The 20,608-nt window shown below is 70.7% G+C and carries 18 protein-coding genes; 7 read left to right on the forward strand and 11 right to left on the reverse strand.

All coding sequences use genetic code 11. From position 1 onward, the window contains the following. The first annotated feature begins 238 nt into the window (after positions 1-238). Entirely contained in the window at positions 239-3,310 is a 3,072-nt protein-coding gene (locus L3Q67_RS13565) for an AfsR/SARP family transcriptional regulator (protein WP_499189832.1), read from the forward strand. A 12-nt stretch (positions 3,311-3,322) separates the two neighbouring features. On the opposite strand, the gene L3Q67_RS13570 is transcribed toward L3Q67_RS13565, so the two are convergent. Then, positions 3,323-4,126 (reverse strand): ABC transporter permease, encoded by an 804-nt coding sequence (locus L3Q67_RS13570; RefSeq protein ID WP_499189833.1) that lies wholly within the window; start codon positions 4,124-4,126, stop codon positions 3,323-3,325. Then, positions 4,123-5,091, reverse strand: a complete 969-nt coding sequence (locus L3Q67_RS13575) for a DrrA family ABC transporter ATP-binding protein (RefSeq protein ID WP_499189834.1) — start codon at positions 5,089-5,091, stop codon at positions 4,123-4,125. The genes L3Q67_RS13570 and L3Q67_RS13575 overlap by 4 nt, the downstream gene beginning before the upstream one ends. A gap of 110 nt (positions 5,092-5,201) precedes the next feature. Between L3Q67_RS13575 and L3Q67_RS13580 the strand changes: the two genes are divergently transcribed. Beyond that, positions 5,202-6,182, forward strand: a complete 981-nt coding sequence (locus L3Q67_RS13580; RefSeq protein ID WP_499189835.1) for an endonuclease/exonuclease/phosphatase family protein — start codon at positions 5,202-5,204, stop codon at positions 6,180-6,182. Here L3Q67_RS13580 and L3Q67_RS13585 read toward each other — a convergent pair. From L3Q67_RS13585 to L3Q67_RS13595, 3 genes are all read right to left on the reverse strand, one after another. Beyond that, positions 6,166-6,993, reverse strand: coding sequence for an SIR2 family NAD-dependent protein deacylase (locus tag L3Q67_RS13585; RefSeq protein ID WP_499189836.1), 828 nt, complete (start codon positions 6,991-6,993; stop codon positions 6,166-6,168). The two genes, L3Q67_RS13580 and L3Q67_RS13585, sit on opposite strands and share 17 nt — an antisense overlap. Positions 6,994-7,013: 20 nt before the next feature. Next, entirely contained in the window at positions 7,014-7,313 is a 300-nt protein-coding gene (locus L3Q67_RS13590; protein WP_499189837.1) for an antibiotic biosynthesis monooxygenase family protein, read from the reverse strand. 131 nt (positions 7,314-7,444) lie between these two features. After that, positions 7,445-8,881, reverse strand: a complete 1,437-nt coding sequence (locus L3Q67_RS13595) for a M1 family metallopeptidase (RefSeq protein WP_499189838.1) — start codon at positions 8,879-8,881, stop codon at positions 7,445-7,447. Positions 8,882-8,895: 14 nt separating this feature from the next. On the opposite strand from L3Q67_RS13595, the gene L3Q67_RS13600 reads away from it, so the two are divergent. Further along, positions 8,896-9,660, forward strand: coding sequence for an alpha/beta fold hydrolase (locus L3Q67_RS13600; RefSeq protein ID WP_499189839.1), 765 nt, complete (start codon positions 8,896-8,898; stop codon positions 9,658-9,660). Here the strand turns inward: L3Q67_RS13600 and L3Q67_RS13605 are convergent. Then, on the reverse strand, positions 9,650-10,711 hold the full coding sequence (locus L3Q67_RS13605) for a peptidoglycan recognition protein family protein (protein ID WP_499189840.1): 1,062 nt from the start codon (positions 10,709-10,711) through the stop codon (positions 9,650-9,652). The genes L3Q67_RS13600 and L3Q67_RS13605 overlap by 11 nt on opposite strands. 191 nt (positions 10,712-10,902) lie before the next feature. After that, the gene (locus L3Q67_RS13610) at positions 10,903-11,778 is read right to left on the reverse strand and encodes an HhH-GPD family protein (RefSeq protein WP_499189841.1); all 876 of its coding nucleotides are present in this window, start codon (positions 11,776-11,778) and stop codon (positions 10,903-10,905) included. Positions 11,779-11,906: 128 nt separating this feature from the next. Here L3Q67_RS13610 and L3Q67_RS13615 point away from each other — a divergent pair, with 128 nt between their 5' ends. Further along, on the forward strand, positions 11,907-12,443 hold the full coding sequence (locus tag L3Q67_RS13615) for a DinB family protein (protein WP_499189842.1): 537 nt from the start codon (positions 11,907-11,909) through the stop codon (positions 12,441-12,443). Here the strand turns inward: L3Q67_RS13615 and L3Q67_RS13620 are convergent. Continuing rightward, a complete protein-coding gene (locus L3Q67_RS13620) occupies positions 12,440-13,540 on the reverse strand; it encodes a LacI family DNA-binding transcriptional regulator (protein ID WP_499189843.1) in 1,101 nt (366 codons plus the stop codon). The genes L3Q67_RS13615 and L3Q67_RS13620 overlap by 4 nt on opposite strands. Before the next feature lie 151 nt (positions 13,541-13,691). Here L3Q67_RS13620 and L3Q67_RS13625 point away from each other — a divergent pair, with 151 nt between their 5' ends. Genes L3Q67_RS13625 through L3Q67_RS13635 form a run of 3 tightly spaced genes read left to right on the forward strand, consistent with a single transcriptional unit; the run spans position 13,692 to position 16,417 of the window. Beyond that, positions 13,692-14,711: a TroA family protein gene (locus L3Q67_RS13625; protein WP_499189844.1), complete on the forward strand. Its 1,020-nt coding sequence runs from the start codon at positions 13,692-13,694 to the stop codon at positions 14,709-14,711. Beyond that, positions 14,708-15,523 (forward strand): metal ABC transporter ATP-binding protein, encoded by an 816-nt coding sequence (locus tag L3Q67_RS13630; protein ID WP_499189845.1) that lies wholly within the window; start codon positions 14,708-14,710, stop codon positions 15,521-15,523. Before L3Q67_RS13625 ends, L3Q67_RS13630 begins: the two co-directional genes overlap by 4 nt. Beyond that, a complete protein-coding gene (locus tag L3Q67_RS13635; protein ID WP_499189846.1) occupies positions 15,524-16,417 on the forward strand; it encodes a metal ABC transporter permease in 894 nt (297 codons plus the stop codon). On the opposite strand, the gene L3Q67_RS13640 is transcribed toward L3Q67_RS13635, so the two are convergent. The 3 genes from L3Q67_RS13640 to L3Q67_RS13650 form a co-directional block, all read right to left on the reverse strand. Further along, positions 16,371-17,684 carry an alginate O-acetyltransferase AlgX-related protein gene (locus tag L3Q67_RS13640; protein ID WP_499189847.1) on the reverse strand — a complete coding sequence of 438 codons (1,314 nt, stop codon included), beginning with the start codon at positions 17,682-17,684 and terminating at the stop codon, positions 16,371-16,373. The two genes, L3Q67_RS13635 and L3Q67_RS13640, sit on opposite strands and share 47 nt — an antisense overlap. A 13-nt stretch (positions 17,685-17,697) precedes the next feature. Continuing rightward, positions 17,698-18,924, reverse strand: coding sequence for a DUF445 domain-containing protein (locus tag L3Q67_RS13645; RefSeq protein WP_499189848.1), 1,227 nt, complete (start codon positions 18,922-18,924; stop codon positions 17,698-17,700). Between the two features lie 410 nt (positions 18,925-19,334). Beyond that, positions 19,335-20,507, reverse strand: a complete 1,173-nt coding sequence (locus L3Q67_RS13650; RefSeq protein WP_499191527.1) for a DUF445 domain-containing protein — start codon at positions 20,505-20,507, stop codon at positions 19,335-19,337. Between the last annotated feature and the right edge of the window lie 101 nt (positions 20,508-20,608).

Raw genomic sequence — 20,608 nt, forward strand, 5'->3', positions numbered from 1 at the left:
GCCTCCGCTCCGGGGGCGCCTTTCTCTTGTTGCGGGCCCCTCCGGGGACACAAATGTGGCTTTGGGGGCAGAATCCGCCCCCAAAGCCACATTTGTGACACTGCACCAGCCCCCAATCCCCAGGCGCGCGGGTCGCCTCGTCTGGGATGGTGGGGGAGTGCGCGTAGTCCTCCTCGGGCCCGTCCGCGTTTACGCGGATGAAGGGCCTCCGACCGCCCTCGGTGGCGCGCGCCTTCGCATGCTCCTCGCCCGCCTCGCGCTCGCCGCCGGCCGCGTGGTCACGGCCGAGACCCTGGTCGCCGATCTCTGGGGTGCCGAGCCGCCCGCGGATGCGGCCAACGCGCTCCAGTCCCTCGTCTCCCGCCTCCGCAAGGCGTTGCCCGAGACCGGCGTGCTCACCTCGGCCGGTGGCGGTTACCAGCTGACCGCCGACGTCGACGCCGCCCGGTTCGAGACCCTCGCCGCGCAGGGGCGTGCCGAGCTCAAGGGGCGTCCGGCGAAGGCCGCGGCGCTGCTCGGCGAGGCGTTGGCGCTCTGGCAGGGCCCCGCCCTCGCCGACATCCTCGACGCCGAATTCGCCCATGCCCCCGCCGCTCGCCTCGACGACCTCCGGACCGCCGCCCACGAGGACTGGTTCGAGGCCGAACTGGCACTCGGCAGGCACGCCGAGATCCTCGCCGACCTCGAAGCCGCCGCCGGGCGACACCCGCTCCGCGAGCGCCTGGCGGCCTTGCGCATGCGTGCCCTGTCCATGGCCGGACGCCAGTCCGAGGCTCTCGCCGTTTTCGACAAAGTCCGCCAGACGCTCGCCGACGAACTCGGCGTGGACCCGTCGCCCGAGCTGACCGAGACGCACCTGGCCGTGCTCCGCGGCGAGCTGCCGCAACCAGCCAAAGCCGCCCACCCCGCCGCCTTCCCCGCCCGCCTGACCAGCTTCGTCGGCCGCGACGACGAGCTGGCGACCCTCGCCGCGCGCCTCGCCGAACACCGGCTGGTCACCCTGGTCGGACCGGGTGGCGCCGGGAAGACGCGCCTCGCCACCGAGGCCGCGGTCCGGCACCCGGAGGCGGGTCACGGCCGCGCCTGGTTCGTGCCGCTGGCGGGCGTGCGCAACGCGGCCGACGTGCCCGCCGCGGTCACCGCCGCGCTCGGCATCCGCGATCGCCGCGTGATCGACAGCGCCTCGCTCGACCTGACCGTGCCCGACGTGCTCGACCAGATCGCCGAAGGGCTCGGCCACCGCCCGTGCCTGCTGCTGCTCGACAACTGCGAGCACGTCATCGAGGCCGTCGCGGACCTGACCAGCGACCTGCTCGCCCGCGTGCCCGGCCTGCGCGTGCTGGCCACCAGCCGCGAAGCGCTCGCGATCACCGGCGAGGTGCTGTGCCCGCTCGGCCCGCTCGAACTGCCCAGCCGCGAGGTCCCCGCCGATCGCGCCCCCGCCGTTCGCCTGTTCACTGACCGCGCGACCGCGGTCAGCCCGGCCTTCACCCTCGACGAGGCCACCACGGCCGCGGTCGTGGAGATCTGCCACCGCCTCGACGGCATGCCGCTCGCGCTCGAACTGGCCGCGGCCCGCCTGCGCTCGATGACCGCGGCGCAGATCGCCCAGCGCCTCGACGACCGGTTCCGCCTGCTCACCTCGGGCAGCCGCAGCGCGCTCCCGCGTCAGCGCACGCTGCGTGCGGTGGTCGAGTGGAGCTGGGACCTGCTGGAGGAGCCGGAGCGCGTGCTCGCCAGGCGGCTGTCGGTGTTCTCCGGCGGCGGCACCATCGAGGCCATCGAAGGGGTCTGCGACGGCGACGTGCTCTACGTACTCGGTTCGCTGGTCGAGAAGTCCATTGTGGACGCCCGGCCGGACGAGCACGGGCAGCCGCGCTACCGGATGCTCGAAACGATCCGCGCCTACGCCGACGAACGCCTGGACGAAGCAGGCGAGCGCGAAACCTACCGCCGCCGGTACGCGACCCACTTCCTCGAACTGGCCGAGCGCGAGGAACCGCGGCTGCGGACCCCGGAGCAGCTCGAAGCGATCGCCGTGCTCGACGCCGACTACGACAACCTGATGGCCGCGCTGCGCTGGGCGATCGGTACGCGTGACGTCGAGATCGCGCACCGCCTGGCGCTGGCCATGCTCTGGATCTGGATGGTGCGCGGCCAGCACCCGCAGGCCGTCGAGGTCGCCGGGGAAGTGCTCGAACTGGGCGAGGAACTACCGCGGTACGCGGCCGCGATCTTCCGGCTCATCCAGGGCATGACCCAGGTGATCATGTTCGGCACCGAGAACGCGCCGGACTTCCGGGCGATGGTGGACGAATGCGTGGAAAGCGGGGCCGCCGACCGGTTCGCCATGCTGGCGATCGCGCTGCCGATGGTGTCCTTCGTGGCCGGGGACTACGAACTCGCGGACCGGGAGATCTCCCGCGCGCTCGACAGCGGGGACAAGTGGGCCCGCGCCTCCGGGCTGTGGGTGCAAGGGTTCGTGCTGGGCGATCGCGGCGACCGCCAGGCCGCCCACTCCGCCAGGACCACCGCGCTCAGCGAGTTCGAGGCGCTCGGCGACCGCTGGGGCATGAGCATGGCGTGGAGCATGGTGGCCGACGACCACTCGCTGCGTGGTGACCACGCCGCCGCCATCGAAGCCTTCGAACGCGGTTTCAGGCTGGCCCGTGAGCTGAACCTGGCCGAGGAGATGGGGCAGCAGTTCTGGCGGCTGGCCATGGAACGCGCCCGGTCCGGCGATCTGGTCGGCGCCTGGGCGGAAATGGCCAGGCTCGAACAGCTCAGCGAGGAATACCCCAGCGACGAGAACGCCATTTTCCTGTTGTACGGCAAGGCCGAACTGGCCCGGCGCGGCGGCGACGCCGCCTACTGCCGCGAGGTGCTCGCCGAGTTGTCGGCCCGGCCCGTGGAAACCCCGTTCCCGCCCGGCACCACCCTGGAATGGGCCAGCCGCGGCCTCGCCGCCCTCGCGGTGACCGAAGGGCGGCTGGCCGACGCACGCGTGCACATCGCCGCCGGCGCCCAGTCGGCCACCAACCGCCGGGACGTCGCCGACCTGGCACGCAGCGCCGAACTGCTGGCCATGGTGCAGCACCGCGAAGGCGCCGCGGCCGAGTCGGCGGCCATGCTCGGCATCAGCACGCGACTGCGGGGGGTGCTCGACCTCGGCGAGCCCGAAGTGCGCGAACTGATGGCGAACCTGACCGCCGAACTCGGCGAGCCCGCCTACGAAGCCGCCTACTTGTACGGGAGTCAGCTGTCCAAAGAGGACGCGATAGCCGAGTTCCTCGCACGGGCGGGCGGTTAGCGTCTAGCTGACTCAGGTGACGCGCTTGCGGTAGGACCGCATGGCCAGCGGGAAGAACACCGCCAGCACGGCGGCCATCCAGGCCAGCGCGCCGAGCAGCGGTCCGGTCACCGCGCCACCGTTGAGCAGGCCGCGCAGGGCGTCCGAGAGCAGGCTGACCGGGCTGATGTCGGTCCACGCCTGCAGCCAGCCCGGCATCGTGTCCGACGGCACGAAAACGTTGCTGCCGAAGCTGAGCGGCATGATGAACACGAACATCAGCCCCTGCACCGCGCCCGGCGTGCGCATCAGCATCCCGACGAAGATCGAGATCCAGCAGAAGCACAGGCCGAACAACACCACCAGCCCGGTGGCGGCCAGCAGCGACAGCGGATCGGTGGCGATCCGGTACCCCATCACCGTGGCGACCACCAGCAGCACGACCAGGCAGACCAGGTAGCGCACCACGTCCGCGAGCACCGCGCCGAACAGCGGGGCGGAGCGTGCGATCGGCATGCTGCGGAAGCGGTCGTAGAGGCCCTTGGACACGTCGGTGTTCATGTGCACGCCGATGGTCAGGCTGACCTGCATGATGTTCATCACCATCACCCCGGGCACCACCATGGTCAGGTAGGCGCCGGTGTCGCCGGAAATGGCGCCGCCGAACAGGTAGACGAACATGGCCAGGAAGACGATCGGCATCAGCACCACGTCGGCCAGCTGCTCGGGGTTCTTGCGGATCTTCAGCACCCCGCGCCAGGCGAGGGTGAGCCCGTGATTCAGGCTCCTGGCCGGGCTGACGTACCGCGGTGGCGGCGCGGCGATCGCTGTGGTCACACCAGGCTCCCTTCTCGTTCGGTGGTCTCCTCGGCGGCGTGCCCGGTCAGCGCCAGGAACACCTCGTCCAGGCTGGGCAGGCGCAACGCCAGTTCGTCGGCGGTCACCCCGGCTTCGTCGAGCCTGCGGACCAGGGTGGACAGCAGCATCGGGTCGGACACGGGCGCGGTGAGCAGGCCGGTGGCGCTCTCGCGGTGCGGGCGGACGCCGGTCAGCTCGCCGAGGATGCGCTCGACCAGGTCCAGGTCGGCGACCGAGGTCGGGCGCACCTGGAGGGTCTGCCCGCCGACGCGCCGCTTCAGCTCGTCGGAGCGGCCGTTGGCGACCACCCGGCCGTGGTCGAACACGGTGATCGTGTCGGCCAGCTGGTCGGCTTCCTCCAGGTACTGCGTGGTCAGCAGCACCGTGGTGCCCCCGGCGATCAGCGCGCGGACCACGCCCCACACCTCGTTGCGGGCGTGCGGGTCCAGTCCGGTGGTCGGCTCGTCCAGGTACAGCACCCGCGGCCGGCCGACCAGGCTGGCGGCCAGGTCCAAGCGCCGTCGCATGCCCCCGGAGTAGGTCCGGATCGGCCTGGTCGCGGCGTCGGTCAGCTCGAACTGCTCGAGCAGCTCCTTGGCGCGGGCCCTGGCGTCGGCGCGGCTGAACTCCAGCAGCCGCCCGATCAGCACCAGGTTCTCGGTGCCGGACAGGTCCTCGTCCACCGAGGCGTACTGCCCGGTGAGGCCGATCAGCCCGCGGACCCGCACCGGGTCCTTCACCACGTCGAACCCGCCGACTTCGGCGTGCCCGGCGTCGGGCTGGATCAGCGTGGCGAGGATGCGGACGGCGGTGGTCTTGCCTGCGCCGTTGGGCCCGAGCACCCCGACCACCTTGCCGGTCGGCACCTCCAGGTCCACCCCGTCCAGCGCCTTGGTCTCCCCATAGGTCTTCACCAGGCCTTCGGCCCGGATCGCGTGCGACATGTCCTCCTCCTTCACGTGTCGCGTTCGCCGCTCACCATGGCCGGGCGACCTGGCAGGCCGCGCACAGCGCGCTGTCAGGTCCTGTCAGCGGATCCGGGCATACTGGCGGCATGATCGATCAGCAGGAGGCGCCGCCGCGCAAGGTGCGCGCGGGTGCGCGCGTGGTGACCGGACTGCTGGTGCTCGCCACCGTGCCGCTGGCCGTGCTCGCCGCGATGCGCCTTCTCGGCATCGACGGCAACGCCTACACCACGGCGGCGCTGGCGTTGACGCCCTACCTGACCGTCGCCGGGTTTCTGCTCGGCGTGCTGGCGCTGGTGCTGAAGCGGTGGAAGGCCGGTGCGGCGGTGCTGCTGCTGGTCGCCGCGCTGGTGTCGGTGCTGGTGCCGCGGATGGTCGCGGAGGAACAGCCTGGGGTGACCCATGGTCGCGAGCTGCGGGTGCTGGCGTCGAACCTGTTCCTCGGCCGCGCGGAGGCTCAGTCCATTGTGGAATTGGTGCGGGCCAACCAGGTCGAGGTGCTGAGCCTGCTGGAGCTGAGCCCGGCGATGGTGGGGGACCTGGAGCGCGCGGGGTTGTTCACCCTGCTGCCGCACCGGGTGCTGCACCCGATCCGCGGTGGCGCGGGATCCGGCCTGGTCTCGAAGTACCCGCTGACCGAGCTGCAACTGGCGGGACCGTCGAAGCTGCGCCAGCCGAGCGCGCGGGTCGAGTTCGGCGACGGGACCGGGGTGGAGGTCGTCGCGGTGCACCCGATGCCGCCGGTCGAGTCGCCGGTGGACTGGAAGGCCGAACTGGCGGGGCTGCCCGAGCCGACCGCGGACCTGCCGGTGCGCATCCTGGCCGGGGACTTCAACGCCACCTTCGACCACGCGTCGTTCCGAGAACTGATCGACGCCGGGTACGCCGACGCCGCGGCGGAACTGGGGAAGGGCTACCGGCCGACGTGGCCGGGGAAGCTGTTCCCGCCGCCGGTGACCATCGACCACATCCTGGTCGACGACCGGGTCGCGGTGCGCGACTTCCAGGTGTTCGACGTCGCGGCCAGCGACCACGACGCGGTGTTCGCCCAGCTCACCGTGCCGGTGTGAGCCGGGTGTCGATCCGGGAGAGCGCGTCGAGCGAGGTGAGCGGCAGCGAAACGCCGCGCCCGTGGCGCACGTCGGCTTCACGCGGGTTGATCCGGATCAGCTTGCCGGTGGCCGCGCTGGCGAGTTCGGCGTAGCGGCGCACGGTCGGCACGGCCTGGCCCGCGCCGAGTTCGACGACGACCAGGTCGCGGTGCTTCCGGCGCCATTCGGTGAGCGCGGTGAGCGGGCCGTCGCTGCGGCCGGGGAGCCAGCCGAAGTCGCCGAACATCAGGATGTTCGGGCGCGCCAGGCCGCCGCAGTCCGGGCACGCGGGCAACGGGGGCCGGGCACGCATGGTCTCCGGGTCGACGGTCACCTCGACGTCCGCCGGCCAGATCCGGCCGGTGCAGCCGGTGAAGCACTGCAGGTGGTGGATCGACCCGTGCACCTCGCCGACGTGCGCGTCCGGCCAGCCCGCCTTCTGGAACTGACCGTCCACATTGGAGGTGAACACCCGCGAGCCACCGGGCGTGGCCGCGCCCCACTTCCGGAGCAGCTCGAACCCGGGGTGGGGCACGGTTTCGCGGTACAACTGGAGGCGGTGGCCGTAGAAACCCCAGGCCAGCTCGGGATCGGCGCCGAAGTGACCGGGGTCGGCCAGCTCCACGAAGCTCAGGCCGAGGCGCGCGTACGACGGGTAGGCGCGCCAGAAGCCTTCGTCACCACGGAAATCGGGCAATCCGGAGTCGACGCCCATACCCGCCCCCGCGCAGACCAGCAACGCTCCCGCGCCGCCGATCCACTCGGCGGCGCGCTCCACTTCCGGGCTCACGTCTGTGCTGGTCCTCGGTGCTAGTTCTCGGTGCTCAGCACGACCTCGAACTCGAGCAGGCTCGCGCCGCTGGCGACGGGCTTGCGCTGCCCACCGTGGGCCTCCTTGGCCGGGCCGTCGGCCCACGCCTTGAAGTGCTCCTCGGACTCCCACTTCGTGTAGACGAAGTACCGGTTGTCCCCGGCGACCGGGCGCAGCAACTCGAACGAGATGAAGCCGGGCTGCCCGTCCACCGCGTGGAGGCGGTTCGTGAACCGCTTCTCCAGCTCGGGTCCGGCGCCCTCGGGAACCTCGATTGCGTTGATCTTCACCACTGCCATGGGTTCAGCGTACGTGCCGAGCTGGCTCCCGTCCCAGGGCAGCGAGCCCAGCCGAATGCTATGAGTGGGGCATTACTTGCGTTCAATGCAAGTAATGCCCCACTCATAGCATTCGCCGGGGGTGGTGAGAGCTAGCGGCGAAGGGAGCCGGGGTAGAGGTGCTCGTCGTCGGGGAGGGTGGTGCCGCGGAACCAGGCGTCGAAGAAGGGGGCCAGGTCGGTGCGGCCCGCCTTCGCGGCGATGAACGCCTCGAACTCCCGCCAGGTGGCGTTCCCGTCCTTGTGCAGCGCGGGCCATTCCTTCAGCGCCGCGGCGAAGGGTTCGTCCCCGATCGTCCGCCGCAGGGCGTGCATGGCCAGGATGCCCTTGTCGTAGACGCCGTCGAATTCGGCGCCCGCGGTGGCCTCGTGCAGTTTCGCCGACCACAGCCGCGTGCTTTCCCGCGTCCGGTCGAGGGTCGAGTGGTACTGCTCGTCGAGGTCCGCGCCCTCCTTCGCCTCCGCCCACAGCCACTGGCTGTAGCTGGCCACGCATTCGTTCAGGCACACGTCCGACCAGTCCAGGACCGACACCGAGTTCCCGTACCACTGGTGCGCCAGCTCGTGCACCACCGTCTCCAGGTCCGCCCAGTTCGCGTAGGTCGGCCGCCCCTGCGTCTCCAGCGAGTACCCGATCCGGTCGTCGGTGTAGATACCGCCGGTCGCGGTCTGCGGGTACGGCCCGAAGCGCGACGCCAGGAACTCCACCGCCTCCGCGGTGCGCGCCGCCACCGAGCGCTGGCCCTCCGCGCCCGGTGCGTAGGCGTTCACCAGCGGTTTCCCGTCCGGCAGCGTGCTCCGCTCGAAGGTGAACCGGTCGATCGCCACGGTGGTCAGGTAGCTGGCGACCGGGGTGTCGTCGCGCCAGGTCGAGGTGGTCCAGCCGCCGTCGGTCGCGGTCTGCTCCTCGACCCCGCCGGAGACCACCGACCAGCCCTCCGGCACCCGTGCGGTGACCCGGAAGGTGGCCTTGTCGCGGGGGGTCTCGTTCACCGGGTACCAGTACGCGGCCGAGTGCGGCTGCCCGACGACGTAGGCCCCACCCGACGGGGACGGGTGCCACCCGCCCGCGCCCAGCCCTTCCTCACCACTGCCCGGCACGCCGGAGTAGCGCACCCGCGTCTTGAACGTCTGCCCAGTTGCAAGCGTTTGCGCCGGGGTGATCACCAGCTCGAAGTCGCTCTCCCGGGTGAACTCCGCCTGCTGTCCGTCGACCTCCACCGACGCCACGTCCAGCCCGCGCAGGTCGAGGTTGAACCGGTTCAGGTCCTGGGTGGCCTTCGCCGTGACGGTGGTGTCGCCGTCGAGCCGCTGGGCGGGCGGGTCGTAGGTGATCGACACGTCGTAGCCGAGTGCGTCGTAACCACCGTTGCCGTCGTTCGGGTACGCCGGGTCACCCGCGCCCGGCGCGCCCGCCGAGGCGACCCCGGGCTGTGCCGAGTCCGACGCGGGTGCGTCCGGACCGCCCGGGGTGCAGCCGATAATGAGCGGAACCAGGCCACAGAGGACGAGGTACTGGCGGCGGCGCATGGGCGGGAGCATAGATGGACCGGCGTGACACTGTTGTTGACTTCGGCGGCGAGGGTCCGCCGATCGTGTTGCTCCACGGGTTGATGGGCCGCGCCCGCACCTGGTGGACGGTCGCGCAGTGGCTCAAGCCATACGGGCACGTCGTGGCGCTGGACGCCGCCGGGCACGGGCGGGCCGCGAAGACCGGGCCGTGGCACACCGAGCGCTTCGTCGACGACGTACTCGACACGATCAGGTGGCTCGGCGAAGGCCCGGCCATCGTGATCGGGCATTCGATGGGTGGCCTGCACGCCTGGGGCGCCGCGGCCACCGCGCCCGAACTGGTGCGTGCGGTGGTTTCCGAGGACATGGCACCCGACCAGGTCGGCAAGAGCGTGGACGAATGGCGCTCGTACTTCGACTCCTGGCCGGTCCCGTTCGAATCACTGGCGCACGTCCGCGCGTTCTTCGGCGACCTCGGCGACTACTTCACCGAATGCGTGGTGGAACGGGAGGACGGCTTCCACCTCGCGGCCGATCTCGAGAACCTGTACGAGATCGCGGGCGAATGGGGCGTGCGCGACTACTGGTCCATTGTGGACAAAATCGGCTGCCCGCTGCTGGTGGTCGAAGGCGGGCGGGGGTCGATGCCGCCGGGTCAGCAGGCCGAGGTGGCGGCCAGGGCGGTGGACGGCAGGCACGTCGAAGTGCCCGGCGCGCACCACGTGGTGCACCTCGCCGCGCCCCGGGCGTACCGGGGCGCGGTCGAGGCGTTCCTGTCTGAGGTGCTCAGCCGTTAATTAATTCTTTCCACGCTTGCGTGGAAAGTTCGGGAGTAGCCGACGAACGCGCGCCGGCGGCGTCGGTGAGCACGGCGGCCGCGCGGGCCGCTTCGCTGTCGGTGCCCGGCTTCACCGGGCGCGCCAGTTGTGGCCAGATGTCGGCGCCGAAGAACCCGGTCTCGTCGACGTGCACCGAAGCGGTGCACTGGTGCGGCTCGATCCCGCGCGCGGCGACGAGCCCGGCCACGGCGTCCTTTGTGGACTGACCGAAAACCCCGTCGGCGGGCACGTTTAGCGCTCCGGAGTCACGCAGCAGGTGCTGGGCGGCGAGCACCTTCGGCCCGGTGTCGCCCGGCTTGAGCAGCGGCCACTCCAGCGGCTGCTCGACCCGCGTGCCGAGCGCGTTCCCGACCGCCGTGCGCAGTTCGGGCAACCGGCCGTAGAGCACCCCGCCCGGGCACTCGGTGGAGTTGAAGTCCCGGTGCCCCTTGATGTTCGCGGTGCCGATGCCGTACTGGCTCGCCATGTACGCGACCAGCTTCACCAGTGAGTTCCACAGGGCGGGCGTCACGTCGGCCTCGGTGTAGAGGCCCTCGTTCTCGACGCCGATGATCTGGCTGTTGTACCCGCCGACGTTGGCGCCCTGGACGTGCTTAGTGCCGCCCCGCAGGGTTTTCAGGCTTTCGTGCCTGCCCTCGGTGATGTGGCCGCCGCGGCTGTTGGTGAACTGCTGCCCGGTGTCGATCCAGCCCCGGGTGTCCATGTGGAAGTTCTGGATGGCCCTGGAGATCGCGAAGGCGCGCTCCAGGGAGAAGTCGCTGGTGTTGCCCGGTTCCACGGTGTGGTGCACCACGATGTAGGTGGGCTTGTGGTTCTCGATGGTGATGGCGCCGCTCGGTGGGCGGGCGCCCCAGGCGGCGGTGCCGTGGATCGTCGGTTCCGGCGCCGCGCCGGCGGCGAGTTCGGCGTTCGCGGCACGGGCGGTGAGGCTGCCGAACGCGCCGATGGCGGTCACGGTCAGCCCGCCCTTGAGCGCGGTTCGTCGGTCGAAACCCGGGTTTCCGGCCATGTGTCGATCTCCCTCGGACAGGGCGCGGCGGCGCGCGAGGCCCACCGGCCCAGATCGTTTTCAGGCGGTCATTCGGTTGTGCGCAGGGGTACATCGCAGGGGGGTGCGCTCCGGAACCGTAACCGCCGACGCGGCCACAAGACAATAGATAACCAACTTTGGTCTGTAAATGTAAGAAGCTGCCTTAAAGATCAATGTTCACCCGGGAGAGCGAACAACCCGTCGGCCGTCTGCTCGACCAGACCGTCCACCAATAGCGAGTCCAGGCACCGGTCCCGCTGCCCGGACTGCGACCACGCGAGGTCCAGCCTGGCCTTCTCCACCGGCCCTTCGGTGCCGCGCAGCACGTCCAGCAGCAGGCCCCTGACCTGCCGGTCGGTGCCGGCGAACTTCTGCACCACCTTCGGCGGACCCGCGTAGGCCGGGCGTCCCGCCCGCTGCCAGGCGCACTCGGCGTAGAGCGGGCAGTCGGCGCAGCGCGGCGTGCGGGCGGTGCAGATGAGCGCGCCGAGTTCCATCAGCGCGGCGGACAGGCGGGCCGCGCGGTCTTCTTCGGGCGGCAGCAGCGCTTCGACGTCGTTCATGTCCCGGGTGTTGGACGGCGGACCGGCGTCACCGGCCCCGTGCACCGCGCGCGCGACCACCCGCCGGACGTTGGTGTCCACCACCGGAGCCCGCTTGCCGTAGGCGAAAGTGGCCACCGCACGCGCGGTGTAGGCGCCGATGCCGGGCAACGCCAGCAGGGTGTCCACATCGGACGGAACGACGTCGCCGTGCTCGGCGGCGATCACCCCGGCCGCGGTGTGCAGCCGCAGCGCGCGTCGCGGGTAGCCGAGCTTGCCCCAGGCCCGCAGCACCTCGCCCTGGGAGGCGGCGGCCAGCGAGGACGGCAGCGGCCAGCGTGCCATCCACTCGTGCCAGATCGGCTCGACCCTGGCCACCGGCGTCTGCTGGAGCATGATCTCGCTGACCAGCACGCCCCAGCCGGTGCGCTCGGGGTGCCGCCACGGCAGGTCGCGCGCGTGGGTGGCGAACCAGTCGATCAGGGTGTCGGCATCGATGGACATTGCCGTGAGTTTAGAGCGGCGCGAAGCGCTCCGTTGAGGGTGGCGGTGGGCGACGGGCGGGCTTGGGGTCGGTCTGCCGGGACCTCGTTCGTCGGGCTGGTGAAAGCCCGTCCGACGAAGGGAACGAAATGACCATCAAGATCGCTTTGGACCGGTTCGAGCAGCTGCTCACCGCCGTGCCCGCCGACGGCTGGGAACGGCCCACACCCTGTGCGAAGTGGGCGATCGCCGACCTGGCCGGGCACGTCATCACCGTGGTGCGGCTCGGCCGTGAACTCGTGCTGGGGGCCGATTTCCCGCAGGCGGGGAAGGAGACCCGTGAGGCCGACCCGGTAGCCGCGTGGCGGGAGGCGCGCCAGGGGCTGGAGGACGTGCTCGCGAAGGCGGACTCCACCGTGGAAGTGGCCGCACCGGTGGGCCGGGTGCCGTTGAGCACCATGCTCGACACGTTCTTCCTCACCGAGATCCTGGTGCACAGCTGGGACCTGGCCACCGCGCTCGGGGTGCCGCCCGCGCTCGACCTCGAACTGGTGCGCAAGGTGGACGACTACGTACGCCCGTTCGGCGGTGAAGGCACGGACGGCGTGTTCGATCCGGCCGTCCGCAGCTCGGCTGGCGCCGACGAGACCACGCGCTTGGTGAACCTGCTGGGGCGTGTCGCTTAGGGACCGAACCACATCTGCTCGGCGGTGCGCGGCGGGGCTGAGGTCGAGCGGACCTTCAGCTCCGTCGGCAGGGTGATCACCCGCGGTGCCCCGTGCTCGGCCGAGGCCAGCAGCAGCTTCCCGGCCGCCCTGCCCTTGTCCAGCACGGGCTGGTGCACGGTGGTCAGGCCGTGCCGCTCGGCCTCGGCGATGCCGTCGAAGCCGGTCACCGTCAGCTCGGCGGGTACCCGCAGGCCGCGGCGGTCGGCTTCGGCGAGCGCGCCGAGCGCGAGGATGTCCGAGGTGCAGATCACGGCGGTGACCTGCGGATACGCGTCCAGCAGCTGCCGGGCGGCGGAAGCGCCGTCGTCCACGGTGTGCTCGAAGCGTTCGACCACCGGCACGCTCGACCAGTCCACGCCGACGACCTCGAAGGCCTTCGCCAGCGCGGCCAGCCGGGTGCGCTGCACGTGGAAGTGGGCCTCGCGCTGGCGCGGCACCGAGGCGAAGTCGTCGTTGCGCTCGCGGGCCAGCCGCATGCACAGCACGCCGACCTGGCGGTGGCCGAGTTCGACGAGGTGGTTGGCCAGGCCGGTGATGGCGGCGGCGTCGTCCGGGCCGACGCGGTCCACGCCCTCCACCCGCGGCTGGTCGACGATCACCGTGGGCACCGGCCGCTGCAACACCGCGGCGAGGTGCGGGTCGTCGTCGGGTACGGAGTAGACGACGAAACCGTCGACCCCGGCGCGGTGCACGGCCGCGACGTCCTCGCGACCCGGGCTGGCGGGCACCAGGTGCAGGCCGACGCCGGCGTCTTCGCAGGCCAGCGCGAGGCCTTCGAGGACTCCTATGGCGGCGGGGTCGCGGAAGGCGTAGGAGAGGTTCTCGGTGAGCAGCAGCCCGACCGCGCCCGCCTTGCGGGTGCGCAGCGACCTGGCCACCGGGTCCGGGCCGGGATATCCCAGCCGTCGTGCGGTTTCCAGCACGCGGCGGCGCAGCTCGGGGGAGAGCTGATCGGGCCGGTTGTAGGCATTGGACACCGTGGTCCTGGACACGCCCAACTCGGCCGCCAGTGACGCCAGCGTCGCCTGCCGCCTGGTGCGAATTGGACGACCCATCCGGTCACCGTAACGGTTCAGTTCCCGATGGTGAAGCGGGTCCTGGTCACAGTTGATCTGCCCCCATCACCCGATGCGGTAAAGTGAATTCGACAACGGTTTCCATTAGCTACTGGCGGTGCACGGACCGCCCCCGTTCAGGAGAACCACCATGACCTCTCGCCGCCCGTACCGCCTGGCCGCCACCACCACGGCCGTCGCCGCGCTCGCCTTCGGGGCGGTGGCCTGCGGTAACGGTGAGCAGGCCGCCACCGCGGACGGCAAGGTCCCGGTGGTGGTCTCGACGAACGTCTGGGGCAGCGTGGTGACCGCGGTCGGCGGCGACAAGGTCTCGGTGAAGGCGATCATCGACGACCCGAGCGGCGATCCGCACTCCTACCAGTCCACGCCGGAGGATGCGGCCGACGTCACCGGCGCCAAGCTGCTGCTGGCCAACGGCGGGGGCTACGACGAGTTTTTCACCCAGATGGCTGACCAGGCGCCGGACGCGCGCAAGGTGGTCGCCTTCGACGTCAGCGGCCACGCCCACGAGGAACCCGCCCCCGAAGCCTCCGCGGCCCCCGAGCCCCACGAAGGTGAGGCCCACGAAGGTGAGGCCCACGCCGGAGAAGCCCACGAGGAAGGCCACGCCCACGAGCACGGCGGTGCCAACGAGCACGTCTGGTACGACCTGCCCACGGTGAGCAAGGTCGCCGACCAGATCGCCACCCAGCTGGGTGAACTGCAGCCCGCCGACGCCGGCGTGTTCACCGCCAACGCCACGCAGTTCAAGGGCAAGCTCGACGAGCTGACCAAGCAGGCCGGGCAGATCGGCACCGCCAACCCGGACCGCAAGGTGGTCGCCACCGAGCCGATCGCGCACTACCTGCTCGAGACCGCGAAGGTCGCCGACGCCACGCCGCCGGAGTTCGCCAAGGCCATCGAAGAGGAATCCGAGGTGCCCGCGGCCGCGCAGGACGCGATGAACCAGCTCGTCTCCGGCAAGCAGGTGCACGCGGTGATCAACAACGCCCAGACCACCAGCCCGGTGACCGAGCAACTGGTGACCACCGCGAAGAACGCCGGCGTGCCGGTGGTCGACGTGACCGAGACGCTGCCCGCCGGGGTCACCGACTACATTGCCTGGATGACCCAAGAGGTGAACGACTTGGCCGCGGCGCTGGGCCGATGACCCGGCCTGCCGTCGAAATCTCCGGCGCGCGCCTGCGCTTCGGCGAGCGCACGCTGTGGTCCGGTCTGGACCTCCAGGTGCAGCCGGGGGAGTTCCTCGCCGTGCTCGGCCCCAACGGGTCGGGCAAGACCAGCCTGCTGCGGGTCCTGCTCGGCCAGCAGGGCCTGACCGCGGGCTCGGTCCGCGTGGCGGGGCACGCGCCCGGCGGCAGCAACCCGAACATCGGCTACATCCCGCAGCAACGCGCGCTCGACGAGGGCCTGACCCTGCGCGGCACCGATCTCGTCGGCCTCGGCCTCGACGGGCACCGCTGGGGCACCGGCCTCTTCGGACTGTCGAAGCGCCGCCGCCGGATCGCCGACGCCCTCGAATCCGTCGGCGCCGAGGCCTACGCGAATTCACCCGTCGGCCGCCTTTCCGGCGGTGAGCAGCAACGGCTCCGGGTGGCGCAGGCGCTGATCGGTGATCCCGAAGTGCTGCTCTGCGACGAGCCGCTGCTCTCGCTGGACCTCGCGCACCAGCGGGTGGTCAGCGGCCTGATCGACGAGCGGCGTCGCAAGGCCGACACCGCCGTCCTCTTCGTCACGCACGAGATCAACCCGATCCTGTCCTATGTGGACCGGGTGCTGTACCTGGTGAACGGGGAGTTCCGCATCGGCACCCCCGACGAGGTGATGAGTTCGGCGACGCTGTCCGAGCTGTACCGCACCCACGTCGAGGTGCTGCGGGTCGGCGGGCAGATCCACGTCGCCGGCGCGCAGAGCGCGCTCTGCGAGGACGAACCCCACCACCTCACCGACCAGGTTTCCTGAATGGACAAGCTCTTCGACTTCGCGCTCACCGGGCGCCTGCTCGGCCTGCCCTTCGTGCAGAGCGGCCTGCTCGCGGCCGCCGTGCTCGGGGTGGTCGCCGGACTGCTCGGCCCGCTGATCGTGATGCGCCGGATGTCGTTCGCCGTGCACGGCACCGCGGAACTGGCGTTCACCGGCGCGGCGGGCGCGCTGCTGCTCGGCATCGGCGTGGAGTACGGCGCGCTCGCCGGTGCCGTCGCCGCCGCGCTGCTGCTCGGCCTGCTCGGCGGCCGGGAGTCCGAACGCGACTCGGTGATCGGCGCGATCCTGTCCTTCGGGCTCGGCCTCGGCGTGCTGTTCCTGTGGATCTACCCCGGGCGCGCGGCGAACAAGATGGGCATCCTGACCGGGCAGATCATGTCCGTGGACTCGGTCGACGCCACCGTGCTGGTGATCGCCGCCGCGGTGGTGCTGGCTGTGCTCGCGGTGATCTACCGGCCGCTGCTGTTCGCCAGCGTGGACCGTTCGGTGGCGCTCGCGCGCGGCGTGCCGGTGCACACCCTGTCGGTGATCTTCGCCGTGCTGGTCGGCATCGCGACCGCGATCGGCGTGCAGATCGTCGGCGCGCTGCTGGTGGTCGCGCTGATGGTGACCCCGGCCGCGGCGGCCGCGCGGGTCACCGCCAGCCCGCTGCGCGCGACCGTGCTGGCGATCGTGTTCGCCGAAGTGGCCGCGCTCGGCGGGATCGTCCTCTCGCTGGCGCCCGGCGCCCCGGCCAGCGCCTTCGTCACCGCGATCTCGTTCCTGATCTACCTGGTCTGCCGGATCATCTCCTACGCGCGCGGGCGCGCCCGCAAGCGGGAACAGCTCAGCGAATCGGTTTCGCTGCCAGCTGCGTCCGCACCGAGTCGATGAACCCGTCCTGCAGGAACGGCAGGTTCCCGGCGGCGATCCCGCGCTCGACCACCTCCAGCACCACCACCTCGGAGTCGGCGAAGGCCTTCACCGCGGCCGAGGTGTCGTTGCGCTGGTTGTGGTAGGCGAGCAGGGTCACGTCGCTGAACGCGGCGGTCAGGTACCGCGAGCTGACCTTGATGAACGAGTCGCCGTAGAGCAGCGTCTTCTTGGTCACCATGCCGGGCAGCGGGCGCTGCGTGCGGCGTTGCGGGTCCTCCATGTTGTCCACCGGTTCGGCCGCGCGGTCGTCGACGCCGTCGGGGCGCAGCTCGTACTTGGTGTTCGTCTTCGGCGCGCGCTTGCCGAGCAGCGGCGGGAGGTCGGCGTCGATGGTGTATTCGCCGAACAACGGGGTCTGCCAGAGCCGGGTCACGCCCGGCCGGATCGCCTCGGCCACCTGCCGCGACAGCACGATCGCGCCCTCGTCGGTCCAGTGCGAGTCGTTCGACGGGTAGATCGGGCGGTTCATCTTCCGCTGCGCGTCGTGGAGGTACGGCTGCAGGTCGACCGCGCCGGCCTGGCCGACGATCCGGTTCCACAGCTCCGGCGTGGCGCTGGTGACGCAGTCCTTGCCGGGATAGGTCGAGGGCAGGTGCTGCGGCACCATCGTGGTCTTGTCCGGGGCCACCACCAGCACGAACTGGCGTCCGGAGTTCTCCACCGCGGCCCGCAGCTTGGCCAGCTGGCCGGTCGTCTCGGCGAGGCTGCGGGTCGGTGAGCACTTCGCCTCGGCGTCGTAGCCGTAGTACAGCCAGCCGTCCGACCCCTCCACGACCTGGCGGAACCCGGCGTCGCCGTTGGTCGGCCCGCCCGGTCCGACCGGCGGCTGCTCCCCCGCGGGCGGCGGCGGGCTGCCCGGCAGCGGCCCGGACTTCGGCGCGCCACCCTGGTCCAGCGGAGCCGATTCGCCGAACAGCGTCCGGCTGATCCCGTCCGCGGCCTGGATCGCGCCACTGCGGAAGATCAGCTGGTCGGTGGCCCATTCGGGCAGGTCGGTGACCATGCCCCAGCCGTCGGAGAAGCTGGGGAAGGACTTGAGGCTGTGGTTCTCGATCTCGGCGGGTCGTGCGCCGAACACCCAGAGCAGCGTCGGCGTGACGAAGAAGGCGAGTGCGCAGATCAGCGCCGTCCGCTGGCGGCCGCTGTGGCGGGGCCGGTAGAGGGCGTGTTCGCGGGGCAGCCAGGCTTCGTGCACCGCGGGCAGCTGCTGGGGTCGTCGGGACACGCCCCCACCGTACTCAGTGGAGCATGAGCAGGACCTGCAGTTCACCGACGAGGAAACCGATCACCCCGCCGACCGCGATCAGCTTCCACTCGTCCTGCCGGAACGCCGGGCGCAGCAGGTTCTCGTACTCCTGGGGCGTGAGGTTGAGCATGCGCTCCTCGACCATGTGCGCCACGTCCATCGCCCTGGTCAGGTAGCCCTCGGCGTACCGGACGGTCTCCGGCAGCCGCCGCACCGCCCGCTCGGCCGCCGCCTGCTTCATCTCGGCCAGCCGCTGCTGCCCGATGGTCAGCGCCACCACCGGCCTGGCCACGCTGGTCTGCTCGTCGATGGCCTTGGCCACCATGCGCTGCACCATCGCCACCAGCCGGTCCGACCGCGGCCCGCGCAGGATCGCGTCGACCAGGTTGTGCACGGTCAGCACCTCGTGGGCGATCAGCTCGCCGTACTGCCGCGCGACCTCGGTCCGCCGCTGCTGGAACTTGCCCTGCAGGGTCACCCGCGGCAGCACGCGCACCGGTTCACGCGGCACGAAGATCAGCTTGATCGCCAGCCAGTCGGTGAACAGCCCGATGCAGCCGCCGAAGATCGGCAGCACCCACGGCTCCTTGGTCACCGCCCACACCACGGCCTGCACCAGGCCGAGCCCGAAGCCGAAGTAGATGCCGGTGCGCGCGATGAACGCCATCTCCGGGCGCGAGGTCTCCCGGATCAACCGCACCAGCAGGGCCTTGTCCCTGGTCAGGTGCTGGACGGTCATGTCCTTGACGTCCAGGACCTCGTCGAGGTTCTCGCGGATCTCCAGCATCAGCTCGCGCACGACCCGCGGGGCCGACGCCTGCAGCTGCTTGATGATCAGTTCCTGCGCCATGGTGGGCAGGGCTTCCCACATCCGCGGGTGGTACTCGGCGAGCACGTCCCGCGCGATCTCGTCGACCGCGCGCAGCAGCGGCTGCTCGAGTTCACCGGCGATCTTGTCCGGGTCGATCCGGTCGACGATCTCCTTGAGGTCGAGCAGGTTCGCGGTGAGCAGGTCGGTGGCCACCGACGCCATCCGCCCGCCGTGCTTGGGCACCACGCCCTGCCAGCCGAAGAACGGCTTGAGGCCGACGAATTCGAGGGGCCGGAACATCATCTCGATGGCCACGCGCTTGGTCACGTACCCGATCAGCGCGGCGATGAACGGGATCAGCGCGTACAGCGGCCAGTGCTCGGCGAAGTCAGCCAGCACCGCGTCCACCGTGTTCCCCCTCACTGCTTGTCGCGTGCACGGTAGCGGGGGGCTTTTGGGGGCTTTCGGGACGGGTGGGATGGGGCCGCCCCGGGTTTTCAGTGTGACTACGGCGAAGACCTCGATGTCAAGGCGGGAAAGATGCCTGGGCATCGAGGTCTTCGCCGTGTTTTTGGCTGTGGACCGGGGCGGGGTGGGGGGTCTGGGCGGGTCCCTGGTGGGGTGCCCCGGGCGGCGGTTGTGCTGGTGGGCGGGTGGTCGGTTGTGCTGGTGGGGCGGTTGCGCTGGTGGTGGTGGCGGTGCTGCTGGTGGCGGCGGTGTTGGTGGGGCTGGGCTGTGTCACGAATGTGGCTTTGGGGGCCGATATCGCCCCGAAAGCCACATTTGTGTCCAGTGGAGCGGTGACATCGGGGCGGCGGTCAGTGCAGCAGCAGGAGCACTTGTAGTTCGCCGACGATGCCGCCGATCACCGCGCCGACCGCGATCAGCTTCCACTCGTCCTGCCGGAACGCCGGGCGCAGGATGCCTTCGAACTCCAGCGGGCTCAGCCTGGTCATCCGGTCCACGATCGTGTTGCGCACGTCGAGCGCTTCGGTGGCGTACTGCTCCAGGTGCTTCACGGTCTCCGGCAGGTGCTCGATCGCCTTCGCGGCGGCGGCTCGCTTGAGTTCCTGGTACTCCCGGCCGCCGACGGTCAGCGCGACCAGCGGCTTGGCGATGCTCGCCTGCTCGTCGATGGTCCGCTGCACCTCGCGCTGGATGAGCGCGAACAGCTTGTCCGACTTGGGCCCGGTGAGCACGGCCTCCAGCACGTTCGACATGGTCAGCACCTCGTCGGCGATGAGCGTGCCGTAGTCCTGGGCGACCTGCGTGCGGCGCTTCTGGAACAGGCCCTGCCAGCGGAAGAACAGGAAGCCCTTCGGCTCACGCGGGAAGAAGATCATCTTCAACGCGAGCCAGTCGGTGACGAATCCGGTGAGGAAACCGAACAGCGGCATGATCAACGGTTCCTTGGTCAGCGCCCACGCGGCGAACTGCACCAGTCCGATGACGAATCCGAAGTAGACACCCGATCGGGCGATGAACCGGAGTTCCGGCTGGGCCACCTCTTCGATCAGCCGCACGGTCAGCGCCTTGTCGCGGACCATCGCCTCGATCAGCATGTGGTCCACGTCGAGAACGTCGTCGATGTTGGCGGAGACCTCGCGCAGCAGCCGCGCGACCACCTTCGGCGCCTGCGCGCGGATCCGGTCGAGCAGCAGGCGTTGCGCCCTGGCGGGCAGCAGTTCCCACAACCGGGGCTGGTGCTGCTCCATCACCTCGCGGGTGACGTCCTCGACCGCTCGCAGCAGCGGCTCCTCCAGCTCGGCGACCATCCGGTCCGGATCGAGCCTGGCGAACAGTTCGCGCGGGTTCACCAGGTGGCTGGTGAGCAGCGCGACCGCGGTGGTCGCCATTCGCCGCGCGTTCGCCGGGATGACGCCCTGCCAGCCGAGGAATGGCGGTATGCCGCGGAATTCGAGCGGTTTGAACATCATCTTGATGGCCACGCGTTTGGTGACGTATCCGATGAGCGCCGCGATGATCGGCATCGTCGCGTAGACGTGCCAATGCGCGGCGATGTCGTCGAGGATGGCGCGCACGGACCCTCCACTCGTTGGCCGCGCGACAACAGTAACCGATACCCCGGATG

Source organism: Saccharothrix sp. AJ9571 (genome assembly GCF_021725495.1).
GTDB classification, from domain to species: Bacteria; Actinomycetota; Actinomycetes; order Mycobacteriales; family Pseudonocardiaceae; genus Amycolatopsis; species Amycolatopsis magusensis.